The organism is Betaproteobacteria bacterium (genome assembly GCA_009693245.1).
In the GTDB taxonomy this organism is placed as follows: domain Bacteria; phylum Pseudomonadota; class Gammaproteobacteria; order Burkholderiales; family SHXO01; genus SHXO01.
This window is the reverse complement of sequence record SHXO01000098.1, coordinates 1-11,345: the sequence shown is the minus strand read 5'-3', so window position 1 is coordinate 11,345 and position 11,345 is coordinate 1. Positions and strand designations below refer to the sequence as shown.

13 protein-coding genes are annotated in these 11,345 nt (G+C 60.2%); 5 read left to right on the top strand and 8 right to left on the bottom strand.

Translation table 11 applies throughout. The annotated features are described in order from the left end of the window. Positions 1-290: 290 nt before the first annotated feature. The 8 genes from EXR36_13950 to EXR36_13915 form a co-directional block, all read right to left on the bottom strand. On the bottom strand, positions 291-1,808 hold the full coding sequence (locus EXR36_13950; GenBank protein ID MSQ60701.1) for an AMP-dependent synthetase: 1,518 nt from the start codon (positions 1,806-1,808) through the stop codon (positions 291-293). A gap of 438 nt (positions 1,809-2,246) precedes the next feature. Further along, the gene (locus EXR36_13945) at positions 2,247-3,254 is read right to left on the bottom strand and encodes a 2-dehydropantoate 2-reductase (protein ID MSQ60700.1); all 1,008 of its coding nucleotides are present in this window, start codon (positions 3,252-3,254) and stop codon (positions 2,247-2,249) included. 133 nt (positions 3,255-3,387) lie between these two features. Then, on the bottom strand, positions 3,388-4,317 hold the full coding sequence (locus EXR36_13940) for a 3-keto-5-aminohexanoate cleavage protein (protein ID MSQ60699.1): 930 nt from the start codon (positions 4,315-4,317) through the stop codon (positions 3,388-3,390). A gap of 26 nt (positions 4,318-4,343) precedes the next feature. Further along, a complete protein-coding gene (locus EXR36_13935) occupies positions 4,344-5,288 on the bottom strand; it encodes a 3-hydroxyacyl-CoA dehydrogenase (protein MSQ60698.1) in 945 nt (314 codons plus the stop codon). A gap of 8 nt (positions 5,289-5,296) precedes the next feature. Then, on the bottom strand, positions 5,297-6,070 hold the full coding sequence (locus EXR36_13930) for an SDR family oxidoreductase (GenBank protein MSQ60697.1): 774 nt from the start codon (positions 6,068-6,070) through the stop codon (positions 5,297-5,299). Positions 6,071-6,115: 45 nt separating this feature from the next. Then, positions 6,116-7,468, bottom strand: a complete 1,353-nt coding sequence (locus EXR36_13925; GenBank protein ID MSQ60696.1) for an ATP-binding cassette domain-containing protein — start codon at positions 7,466-7,468, stop codon at positions 6,116-6,118. Then, positions 7,197-7,679 (bottom strand): ATP-binding cassette domain-containing protein, encoded by a 483-nt coding sequence (locus EXR36_13920; protein ID MSQ60695.1) that lies wholly within the window; start codon positions 7,677-7,679, stop codon positions 7,197-7,199. Before EXR36_13920 ends, EXR36_13925 begins: the two co-directional genes overlap by 272 nt. A gap of 9 nt (positions 7,680-7,688) precedes the next feature. Next, entirely contained in the window at positions 7,689-7,937 is a 249-nt protein-coding gene (locus tag EXR36_13915; GenBank protein MSQ60694.1) for a twin-arginine translocation signal domain-containing protein, read from the bottom strand. Between the two features lie 348 nt (positions 7,938-8,285). Here EXR36_13915 and tsaB point away from each other — a divergent pair, with 348 nt between their 5' ends. From tsaB to EXR36_13890, 5 genes are all read left to right on the top strand, one after another. After that, a complete protein-coding gene (gene tsaB / locus EXR36_13910) occupies positions 8,286-8,969 on the top strand; it encodes a tRNA (adenosine(37)-N6)-threonylcarbamoyltransferase complex dimerization subunit type 1 TsaB (GenBank protein MSQ60693.1) in 684 nt (227 codons plus the stop codon). A gap of 38 nt (positions 8,970-9,007) precedes the next feature. Next, a complete protein-coding gene (gene rimI, locus EXR36_13905; protein ID MSQ60692.1) occupies positions 9,008-9,430 on the top strand; it encodes a ribosomal-protein-alanine N-acetyltransferase in 423 nt (140 codons plus the stop codon). Between the two features lie 14 nt (positions 9,431-9,444). Then, positions 9,445-10,143: a uracil-DNA glycosylase gene (locus EXR36_13900; protein MSQ60691.1), complete on the top strand. Its 699-nt coding sequence runs from the start codon at positions 9,445-9,447 to the stop codon at positions 10,141-10,143. 26 nt (positions 10,144-10,169) lie between these two features. Further along, on the top strand, positions 10,170-10,778 hold the full coding sequence (locus EXR36_13895; GenBank protein ID MSQ60690.1) for a LemA family protein: 609 nt from the start codon (positions 10,170-10,172) through the stop codon (positions 10,776-10,778). Positions 10,779-10,782: 4 nt separating this feature from the next. Continuing rightward, positions 10,783-11,345 (top strand): YgcG family protein (locus EXR36_13890; protein MSQ60689.1); only part of this gene is annotated, 563 nt, incomplete at its 3' end.

Sequence of the window (11,345 nt, the reverse complement as noted above, 5' to 3'; positions counted from 1 at the left end):
CCGTTCTATAACCGCAGGCGTCTGCATTCCACGCTTGGCTACACCTCGCCAAGCATCTTCCTTGCAGACTGGATCAGTGCTCAACATGTGCAAGAACTGGCGGCATAATGCCGATGGGTTGGAAGACTAAAAACCGAGGGAAGCTCACTCTTGCCAAAGAGGCAATCTTCGGCCAACTTTGGATTGTCGAACTAGGCCGCATTCGCATACATCAGAACGGCGAGGACTGACACGGGCGAGAATGTTAAGGGCGCATTCGCCAACGGAAATTCTTGTTCGTACTCCCAAGGTTAGGCTAACCCCAGCTTTTGCGCCAACCCGATGCGCTGCAACTTGCCCGTGGCGCCCTTGGGGATTTCGTCCAGGAAGACGACGGTGCGTGGAACCTTGAAGGGTGCCAGGCGTTGGCCCGCGAATTCGCGGATTTCCTTCTCCGTGGCGATTACTCCTTCCTTCAGAACGACGGCCGCCGCGACATCCTCGCCGAGTTTATCGTGGGGCACGGCGAAGGTCACCACTTGGCGCACGGCGGGGTGGTCCATCAACACCTCGTCCACTTCGCGCGGGGAGATTTTCTCGCCGCCTCGGTTGATGATTTCCTTGAGGCGGCCCGTGAGCGTGACATAGCCTTCCTCGTCCATAACACCTTGGTCGCCGGTGCGAAACCAGCCGTTGGTGAACGCTTCGCAGTTGGCCTTGGGATTGTTCTGATAACCCAACGTGACGTTGGCACCTCGTATGACGATCTCACCGGTTGCGCCACTGGGCAATAAATTTCCTTCTTGATCCATGATGGCGACTTCTGGCCCGGCGGCAATGCCCACGGAGCCCGGTTTTCGTACCTTGGGAGGCAGGGGATTGCTCGCCATCTGGTGCGCGGCTTCGGTCATGCCATAGCTTTCGATGAGCGGCGCGTTGAAAGTGGCTTCCAGTTCGCGGATAACTTGCGTGGGGAGCGCGGAGGATGAGGAGCGCACGAAGCGCAGTGGATTGGCACTTATCACCGCCTGGTTTTTCGGCGCGCGAGCGAGTATGGTCTGGTGCATTGTGGGCACCGCTGTGTACCAAGTGGGGCGCGCTTCTTCCATCCAGCGGAAAAATTGCAGCGCGTCGAAGCCCGGTGTGCAACAGACCTGGCCCCCGGCGGAAAGAGGGGCCAGCACGCCGGCGATGAGGCCGTGAATATGGAAAAGCGGCATGATGTTGAGCGCACGGTCGGCCTCGGTGAGCGCCAGGGTCGCGCGGATATTGCGCGCGGAGGTGCATACGTTGCGTTGGGTCAAGGGCACGATCTTTGGCCGGGAAGTGGTGCCCGATGTGTGCAACACCAGCGCGATGTCGCCTGCGATCGCAGCTTCGTTCTTGACGGGCGCGAGGGCGCCTGCGCGCCGGGCCAGCGTGAATGTTCCCGCGCCGCGCCCGGGCGTGGGCGTGAGGTCCGCCACAGCCACGCCCAAGCGATGCGCGACATCGATGGCGGGTGTGGCTTTGCCTGCCTCCACGATGAGCAGTTTTGCATCGAGGTCCTTCAGATAAAACTCTAACTCATCGGCTTTGTAGGAAGGGTTCAAGGGTGCGGCCGTGCAACCGGTGGCGACGGCGGAAAACGAAACCGCCATCTCAGGCCCGTTGGGCAAGACCATGGCCACGGGATCGTTACGCCCCACGCCCAAGGTGTTCAAGGCGGAAAGAGTTTCGCGCAGAAAGCCGCGCAATGCGCCGTAGGTGAGCGGTACGCGGCCAGGTGCGGAAATGGCCACCGCGTCATCGGCGCCAGCGGAGAGAAGATCTAGGATGGTGTCGGTCATGGTGTGATTCTCTTGGAAAAAGGCTTTTCACCACAGAGGCACGGAGACACAGAGAAAGGCAATCAAATTTAGGGATTCGCCGATCAAGTCTTGCGTTCATAGCGAGCCGAACGATCGAACCATGAACTCTAGACCTCCTCACATCGCCGCATCGCCCTTCGACTAGCTCAGGGCGGACGTAAGTTCTTTCCCTCATCCCAGCCCTTCTCCCGGAGGGAGAAGGGCTTTTCCTCCCTCGCCCTCCGGGAGAGGGAACGAGGGTGAGGGAAGCGGTAGTAATGAACCCGGCCTGTCACGAATATGGGAATGCTCAATAATCAGCTTATCGATAGCCACTCATTCTTTCGCTCGGCGATCGCGCTCCGTGGCTGGATTGTCGTTTCCTGTATCAAATGTTTTTCTCTGTGTCTCCGTGCCTCTGTGGTGAAGGTTTTCGAATTAAGCCAACTGAACTTGCAATCGCCCCCGCTGCGTCTCCAGCGTGTGGGCGAGCAAACTGGCGCAGGCGTAGACGGCGTCGATGTGGGGCGTGGGAGTGCCGGTCATGCGGCCCAGCTCCGCGATGGAACCCACCAAAGCTTGCAATTCCATGGCGCGGCCGTGTTCGACGTCTTGCAGCATGGAGGTCTTATGGGCGCCCACTTGCTCGGCGCCCGCGATGCGTTTTTCCAGGGAGATACGAAAGCGCACGCCCAGTTTTTCCGCGATGGTCTGAGCCTCCGTCATCATGGCGGCGGCCAGTGCGCGAGCCGGCGGGTACTGGCAGATATCCACCAAAGTGGCGTGGGTCAGCGCGCTGATGGGATTGAAACTTAGATTCCCCCACAGCTTAAGCCAGATCTCGGCGCGAATGTCGCTGCTGACAGGGGCTTTGAATCCGGCGCGGGTCATGGCGCTGGATATCGCCTGGATGCGCGGCGTGGAAGTGCCATCCAATTCCCCCAACGAAAAACGATTCCCTTCCACTAAGCGCACCACGCCTGGCCGAACCAACTCCGAGGCGGGGTAGACCACGGAGCCGATGATGCGCTTGTAATCGACATGGGCAGCGATGGAGCCATCCGGATCCGCGCTCTTGACGGCCTTGCCTTCGTGTTCGCCTCGAAGGCCGTGGAAATACCACCATGGAATACCATTCTGCATGGTGACGATGGCCGTCTCCTCGTGGCACAGCGCCGCCAATTGCGGAGCCAGCGCCGCCACCTGATGGGCCTTCACCGTGAGCAAGATGACGTCCTGTGGGCCGGCCTCGGCGGTCTTGTCGAAGGCGCGCACGCCGAGGGCGGTTTCTTCCTTGCCGTTTTCGAAGATGAGCGTCATCCCCTTTTCGCGCAGGGCGGCGAGATTGGCGCCGCGCGCGATGAAGGTCACGCTCTCGCCCGCCAGCGCGAGCTTGGCGCCGAGATAACCGCCGATGGCCCCGGCGCCTACTACGGCGAACCTCATACCTTTCTCCTAGACTTGGATTGCGCGGTTCAAGGGCGCGCTCCCGAAATGGTTGTTGCTCCGCTTCTGCCCCCACCCTAACCCTCCCCCGCATGCTGCGTATGCAAGGGAGGGTTAGGGTGGGGGCAATGGCCTAAAAGTTAACGTTATTCTTGCCCTTCAGCTTCAGGATCTCGCGCGCTTCATCGGGGGTGGCGACTTGCAGCCCAAGCTCTTCCATGATGCGCTTGATCTTGGACACTTGGTCGGCATTGGTCTTGGCGAGCTGGCCCGGGCCGATCCACAGACTGTCTTCCAAGCCCACGCGCACGTTGCCGCCCATCACCGCGGACTGAGTCGCGATGTACATCTGATTGCGCCCGCCGCCCAGCACGGACCATTGGTATTGATCGCCGAACAAACGGTCGGCGGTGCGGCGCATGTGCATGACGTCTTCAGAATGCGGGCCAATGCCGCCGCGAATGCCAAACACCGATTGGATGAACAGCGGCGGCTTCACGAGTCCCCGCTCCAGGAAGTGCAGCGCCGTATAAAGATGGCCGATGTCGTAGCACTCGATCTCGAAGCGTGTGTTGTTGTCGCTGCACGATTGCAGAATGTAGGCGATATCCTTGAAGGTATTCTTGAAGAGGCGCTCATCGCTGCCCGCCAAGTAGGGCAATTCCCAATCGTGTTTCCACTCCTTGACGCGCGGGATCATTTCGTAGAGCCCGAAATTCATCGAGCCCATGTTGAGCGAGGCCACTTCCGGCTTCAATTTCAGCGCGGGTTGCAGGCGCTCCTCCACGAGCATGGTGGGCGCGCCTCCCGTGGTGAGGTTGATCACCACGTCGGTCGCCGACTTGATCTTGGGCAGGAACTCCATGAACATCTTCGGATCTTGCGTCGGTCGCCCGTCGGCGGGCATGCGGGCATGCAAGTGCACAATGGATGCGCCGGCCTTGGCCGCACCGATGGCCGCATCGGCGATTTCCGCGGGGGAGATGGGCAGGTACGGGGACATGCTCGGGGTGTGAATAGCGCCCGTGACTGCGCAGGTGATGATGACTTTACGTTGTGCCATGGAAAATCTCCGTGAGTGAATGGGGGCTATTTGTGCGACTCTTTCTCGGCCATGCCGCGCTTGTGCGCGGCCAGGGCCATCAACCGCCGGTCGCGCCAAGCTTCGCGCTCGGCGTGCTTATCTTGCGGCATGATTTGTCGCCATTGTGCATTAACCTCGGCGATCAGTTTGGCATCCCAAGGCTCGTGCTTGACGTCCTCCATCATCCCAAACATCTTGGCGCCGTAGCGCCGTGCGTAATCAGGGATGCCGCCCGGCGCGTTGAGGTCGATGGTCTCGAAGGGCCCCATGAAGGCCCAGCGCAACCCAAGGCCGTCGCGGATGCACTTATCCGCATCTTCCACGCTGACATAGCCCTCCTTGACCAACCGCCAGGCTTCCAGCAAGAGCGCCGCTTGTAAGCGGTTGAGGATGAAACCCTCCACCTCGCGCTTGACGGTGATGGGAACCTGCGCCACCCGGGTGTGCAAGTCCAAGGTGCGTTGCGTGACTTCCTCGCTGGTCCAAGGCGCGGGCGAGACTTCCACCACGGGCACGATGTGCGGCGGATTCACCGGGTGCGCCACGATGCAACGGTGCTTGCCGGGCAGCCCCTCGCTAAAGCGTGAGGTCTGAATGGTGGAGGTGGAACTGGCGAGAATGCAATGCGGTGGCGCTAACTCGTCCATCTGCTTATAAACGGCGCGCTTGATTTCCAGGTCCTCCGATGTGTTTTCTTGAACGTAGCCGGCGTCACTCAGAGCCTGCGCCAATGTAGGCACGGCGCGAATCCTGGCGGCCACGGTCTTGGGATTTTCCTCGATGAGCCCGGCTCGGTGTAACTCCACGAGACCTTCCTCGATGAGCGCCAAGGCCTTGGGCATGGCTTCGGGCACGTTATCCCAAATGGTGACGTTGTGGCCTGCGCGCGCGAAGACCATGGCCCATGCGCGGCCTATGAGGCCGGAGCCGATGACTGCGATTTTTTCCATGTGCATTCCTATCCCAACATTTCGACGCCAGCGCAAACGGATATCGCCTGCCCGGTAATGTGCTTGCCCAAGTCGCTCGCGAGATAGAGCGCCATGTTGGCGATGTCTTGTGGCGAGACCATGCTCTTCATCGATACGCGCTCCAGAGAGATGGCGCGCTGCTCCTCGAAGGTGATTCCCAGGGCCTTGGCCTTGGCATCGATGACGCGATCGATGCGCTCGCCTTCGACGACTCCAGGTTGAATGGCGTTGACGCGAATGTTGTCCGTGCCCACCTCCATGGACAAGCTCTTGGTGAAGCCCACCACCGCCCACTTCGCGGCAGCGTACGGTGTGCGGTAGGGAAAACCCAAGCGGCCGGCCGCCGAGGATAAATTGACGATACTTCCTCCGCCTGCCGCTTTGATCATGGGCACGGCGAGACGCGTGCAATAGAACATGCCGTTCAAATCGATGTCGATGCAGCGCCGCCAGTCTTCGATGGAAATGTCTTCCACCTTGCCCGTGGGACCGGCGATGCCGGCGTTGTTCACTAGCGCATCCAAGCCGCCAAGATGCCTTTTCGCATCGGCGAAGAGTTGGTCCACCTGCTTCAGATCGGAAACATCGCACAAGGTGGCGCTAACGCCAAGCGCTTTAGTGGCTGCCTCGATGGCGGCGGGCACCACGTCACAGATATGTACGCGTGCCCCTGCCTTGACGAAGGTCTCGGCCATCACACGGCCGATGCCTCCGGCTCCGGCGGTGACTAATATTCTTTGATCATGAAGACTGAGGTGCATGAAGTTCCTGCATGGGTATAAAACCTTAAGAATAGCTGTGAACCGCTACAGCCACAGCGCCTGCTTGCGAAAATCCAGATCCTCCAGCAGCGGCTGGGCTGAGCCGGTATAGGAAACTCTTCCGCGGTCCAAGATTACCGCACGATCGGCCAGCGATAACACAGCGTCCAGGTGATGTTCGACGATCAGTATCGCCACCTCGTGGCTCAGGTGCTCGATGGATTTGAACACTTCCTCGGCCATGACTGGGCTCAAGCCCTCGAAGGGTTCATCCAAGAGCAGGAGCTTAACCTGGCCCGACATGGCGCGGGCAATGGCCACCATTTGCTGCTCGCCGCCGGAGAGCTGCTCTGCCTTCGCGTGCAGGCGCTCGCGCACAAAAGGAAAGTAGCTATAGATGCGGTTGAGATCCCAGCTCACGCCGGTACCTCCTTGGCGGGCGAGCGCTCCTAATTGCAGGTTTTCTTCCACGCTGAGACCGGCGAACAATCTTCGGCCTTGCGGGACGAGGCCGATGCCCAGCCGCGCGATCTGTTCCGTGGCGAGGCCCGATAGGTTCTGCCCGCTGAAGGTGATGGTGCCCGATTCGGGCGGGACTAATCCAAGAATACTTTTGAAGGTGGAAGTCTTGCCCGCGCCATTGCGCCCGAGCAGTGCCACGACTTCACCGTGGCACACATCGAAGGAGACGTCGTGCAGGATATGGCTCTTGCCGTAGTAGGTATTGATTCCCGCCAAGGTGAGAATGGGATCCGCCGATGAACTTCCCCGGGGCCGGCTGCGCACGCGCGCCTTTTGGCCGCTGCCGATATAGACGCGCTGCACTTCCGGATGAGCGCGCACGGCCGCCGCATCGCCTTCGGCGAGGATCTTGCCTTCATTCATCACGGTGATACGGTCCGCGATGGCAAAGACGCGGTCGATATCATGCTCCACCATGAGCACGCCCATGTGCTCGCTCAGGCCCTTGATCAATTGGGTGACGCGCTCGCGCTCCGCGCTGGCCAATCCCGCGAGGGGTTCGTCAAGCAAAAGTGCCAGCGGCTTAGCGGCCAACGCCACGCCGAGCTCCACCAGCCTTTGCCAGCCGTTGGAAAGGTTGGAAACCGCGGTGTGCTCCATCCCTTCAAGGCCGAGAAACTCCACGAGTTCCTTGGTCTGCGACTCCACGTCCACCAGCGCATGGGTACGGATCAATGGATTGAAGAGTCGGCCGCTGCGCGCCTGCACACCGAGTCTGAGGTGCTCGTAGGCGCTTAGCGAGGGAAACAGACTGGAAATCTGGAAAGGAGCGCGACAATCCGCGCCGGGTGGCCTCATCGGGCGGCAGTCCGCCCACGGTGGTGCCCGCCAAGCGCACGGCGCCGTGATCGGGCGCGTACAGGCCGGAGATGACATTGAACAACGTGGTCTTTCCGGCGCCGTTGGGGCCAATCAGCGCGTGCACCTTGCGGTCTTCGACGAATAAATTGACGTCGCTCACAGCGGTCAGGCCACCGAAGCGCTTCATCACCAAGTCGCAGGAAACCAAACTTCCTGTAACCGGCGGGTGCTCGCGCAGGAACGCGGGGGTTCGTTGTGCTCCCACGGGCATGACGCGGCCGGCCATGGCGGCCGGCTACACCTTGCGCCAATGAGCCAGCACGCGCGCCGCCAGACCCATCAAGCCGCGAGGAGAGAACAATATGAAGCTCATGAACAATAGGCCGAACCACAATTGCCATGTGGCCGTGTAACTGGAGACGACTTCGCGGAACATCAGGTAGGCCAGCGCGCCGAGGGCCGGAAAGCCACCCATGGCTACCAACGCGGCGCATTGCTTGAGAACCGTGCGCCGGGTGCGGGAAGCTTCATTCACGCCTGCCATGTTTCCTCCCTGGTTTATTTTGAAGAGCCCTGCCCTAGTGTAGTGCTTCACTCTTAACGGCACAAAAGATGGCGAGAATCGGCCCCATACTTCGTTGCAAATCCTCGCGAGGTGTTCAACCTCGCTGCGGTTTTCGCCTCGTCTGGGACCGATTTCGCCATTTTTGCCCCAATCCTATGCCTTCTGATTCTTCAACTTAAGGGCCATTAAGAGTGAAGCACTACACTAGCAGGGCTTCGTGATGGCGAACGTGTAATTTACTTGGACTGGCGCGGCGAAGCTACTGTTACCGTGTGTTACCGTGGCGAACGATACAATTGCCTCCCAATTTTTTCGTGTTTTCCTCCCCTGAACCTATTAGCGATCGAAACGTCCACCCAGTGGTGCTCCGTGGCGCTGCTGCTCGGGGAGGACATACGCATCCGAGAGACCGAAGCCGGCCAACGCCACTCCGAGCTGCTACTCCCGATGGTGGACAGCTTGCTGAAGGAGGCGGGGATAGGTGTGCGGGAATTGAACGGGATTGCCTTCGGTAGTGGCCCAGGGTCCTTCACGGGCCTGCGCATCGCCTGCGGCGTGGCCCAGGGCATGGCCCTGGGTGCGGATTTGCGCCTGGTACCCGTGTGCTCGCTGCTCGCGTTGGCCGAAGCTTCAGGGCGAGAGAAGGTGCTGAGTTGCCTCGACGCTCGCATGGGCGAGCTCTACGTGGCTGCCTACCGCAAGGAAGGGGAGGGCTGGTCCGAGATGATCGCTCCCATGCTGTGCAAGCCCGCGGCTCTACCAAGTCTTGAAGGCGGGGGTTGGTTTGGCGCCGGATCTGGGTTTGGAATCCAGGGAGAAGCCTTGCGGACACATTACGGACCGCAATTGACGGGTGCCAATGCGGACCTGATCCCGCACGCGCGCGAAGTTGCGCGCTTGAGCGTGCGTGCGTTCGCCGCCGGCGAGGGACTCTTGCCCGAGCATGCGGCCCCCTTGTATGTGCGTGACAAGGTGGCTCTTAAAACCAACGAGCGCGCGCGAGTCCCGTGAACAGCACCGTGCTCCCGCTTCAAACAAGCATACGCCCCATGCGCTTGGAGGACCTCGGTACCGTGGTGCAAATGGAAACGCGGATCTACGAGTTTCCCTGGTCCAAGGGTAATTTTTCGGATTCCCTTTCCGCGGGCTACAGTTGCTGGATGCTGTTCGCGGCGGGCGTGCCAGCGGGTTATGCCGTGGTGATGATCGGGGTGGAAGAGGCGCACTTGCTCAATTTGAGTATCGCGATGGCTTGGCAGCGTCAAGGCTTGGGCAAGAAATTCATGGAGCATTTGCGAGGCGCGGCGAAAACCCACGAGGCGCGGAGGTTTTTGCTGGAGGTACGGGAATCTAATTGGACCGCCAGGAAGTTTTACGCCGTCCAAGGTTTCACCGAGCTTGGCGTGCGGCGCTACTACTACCCCGCCCGCGAAGGAAGAGAGGACGCCGTGATCATGGAGTTAAAGATGTGAGCAGCCGGGAGCGCATGCTAAAGGAGCTTAATCTGTATCCCGTGTGGGTGAGGCGCGAGCCGGCGGCTGTGCCGCCGGCTAAGGTGGAAGACGCCGTTGTGAGAGAGTCTTCTCGGTCTTATTCCAGCGTGGACCTTATGGATTGGGCTGTGTTGAAGGATGTTGTGCGGGCTTGTACTCAATGTCCTTTGCATGCGGGGCGCAAACAATCCGTGTTTGGCGTTGGGGATGAATCGGCGAGTTGGTTGTTCGTGGGTGAAGGGCCAGGTGCCGAGGAAGATGCGAAGGGCGAGCCCTTCGTGGGCCAGGCGGGCCGCTTATTGGACAACATGCTGGCGTCCATCGGCTTGCAGCGCGGCCAGGACGTCTACATCGCCAACATCGTCAAGTGCCGCCCGCCCGGCAACCGCGTGCCCGAGCCCGCCGAAGCGAACGCCTGCGAGCCCTATCTCAAACGCCAAATCGCCTTGATCCAGCCGCGCCTAATCGTCGCGCTGGGCAAAACGGCGGCGGATAACCTGCTGCAACGCCAAACCTCCATCGCCAGCCTGCGCGGGAGCTTGCACGATTATCATGGGATTCCGCTCATCGTCACCTATCACCCAGCCTATCTACTGCGCAACTTGCCGGATAAATCCAAGGCCTGGGAGGATCTATGTTTTGTGGTGGAAACCATGACGCAGTTGAAATCCAAGGTAACCGCACCCATTTAAGGCGCTGTTCCACAGGAGACCGTGATATGAAAAGATTGATGGCACTGTTCGCACTGGCCGCATCGCTCGCCCTGGGCGGTTGCGGTTACAACACCATTCAAAGCCAGGACGAGGCCATCAAGGCTTCGTGGAGCGAGGTGCTCAATCAATACCAACGCCGCGCGGATTTGATTCCCAACCTGGTGAACACGGTAAAGGGTTTCGCTTCGCAAGAAGAAAGGGTTTTGCTTGGCGTGACGCAGGCGCGCGCCAAGGTCGGATCCATTCAGGCGACACCTGAATTGGTGAACGATCCGCAGGCCATGCGGAATTTCCAAGCCGCGCAGGCAGAAATGACTTCGGCCCTCTCGCGTTTAATGGTGATCGTGGAGAACTACCCGCAATTGAAGTCCGACCAGAACTTCCGCGATCTGCAAGCCCAATTGGAAGGCACGGAAAACCGAATTACCGTCGCGCGCAACCGCTTCATCAAGTCCGTGCAGGACTACAACACCACGATCCGCCAGTTCCCCGTGAACCTCACGGCCATGATGTTTAGCTACAAGCCCAAGACAAGTTTCACGGTGGAGAACGAGGCTGCTATCGCCAAACCGCCCGCGGTGGATTTCTCGCAGCCCGCGCCTGCGCCCAAGTAAACCCGTGAAATCTTTCCTGGCACTGGTGCTTTGGGCATTAGCGCTGCCCGTCCCAGGGCAGGAACTCCAGCCGGTTCCCGATCTGCGGGCGCGGGTTACGGATCTCACGGCGACCTTGTCCGCAAGCCAGCAACAGGAGTTGGAATCGCGCTTGGCAGCCTACGAGCGCGGCAAGGGAAGCCAGGTGGCGGTCCTCATCGTTCCCACGACCAAACCGGAGGAGATCGAGCAGTACTCCCTTCGCGTGGTGGAGAAGTGGAAGTTAGGGCGCGAACGCGTGGACGACGGTGCCCTTCTCATCGTGGCGAAGGAAGACCGGCGGCTACGGATTGAGGTTGGATACGGACTCGAAGGGGTGTTGAACGACGCCACCTCCAAGCGCATCATCGACGAAGCGATCGTGCCGCGTTTTCGCGCGGACGATTTCGCTGGCGGTATACAAGCAGGCGTGGACCGCATGCTGCGCGTCATCGAGGGCGAGGCCCTGCCTCCACCCAAGGCTCGCGGCGGATTCACGAATGTACAGTCGTTGGAGGGCCTCTTCGTGGCGGGCTTGGTCTTGGTGTT

What these genes read in the sequence shown, in the direction of transcription:
- EXR36_13940 (MSQ60699.1), bottom strand. Translation starts at nt 4,317, where the DNA reads ATGGCACAACGTAAAGTCATCATCACCTGCGCAGTCACGGGCGCTATT.
- EXR36_13920 (MSQ60695.1), bottom strand. Translation starts at nt 7,679, where the DNA reads ATGGCCGGCCGCGTCATGCCCGTGGGAGCACAACGAACCCCCGCGTTC.
- rimI (MSQ60692.1), top strand. Translation starts at nt 9,008, where the DNA reads ATGCGCTTGGAGGACCTCGGTACCGTGGTGCAAATGGAAACGCGGATC.
- EXR36_13930 (MSQ60697.1), bottom strand. Translation starts at nt 6,070, where the DNA reads ATGCACCTCAGTCTTCATGATCAAAGAATATTAGTCACCGCCGGAGCC.
- EXR36_13915 (MSQ60694.1), bottom strand. Translation starts at nt 7,937, where the DNA reads ATGGCAGGCGTGAATGAAGCTTCCCGCACCCGGCGCACGGTTCTCAAG.
- EXR36_13925 (MSQ60696.1), bottom strand. Translation starts at nt 7,468, where the DNA reads ATGTCATCTCCGGCCTGTACGCGCCCGATCACGGCGCCGTGCGCTTGG.
- EXR36_13945 (MSQ60700.1), bottom strand. Translation starts at nt 3,254, where the DNA reads ATGAGGTTCGCCGTAGTAGGCGCCGGGGCCATCGGCGGTTATCTCGGC.
- EXR36_13950 (MSQ60701.1), bottom strand. Translation starts at nt 1,808, where the DNA reads ATGACCGACACCATCCTAGATCTTCTCTCCGCTGGCGCCGATGACGCG.
- EXR36_13900 (MSQ60691.1), top strand. Translation starts at nt 9,445, where the DNA reads ATGCTAAAGGAGCTTAATCTGTATCCCGTGTGGGTGAGGCGCGAGCCG.
- EXR36_13935 (MSQ60698.1), bottom strand. Translation starts at nt 5,288, where the DNA reads ATGGAAAAAATCGCAGTCATCGGCTCCGGCCTCATAGGCCGCGCATGG.
- EXR36_13895 (MSQ60690.1), top strand. Translation starts at nt 10,170, where the DNA reads ATGAAAAGATTGATGGCACTGTTCGCACTGGCCGCATCGCTCGCCCTG.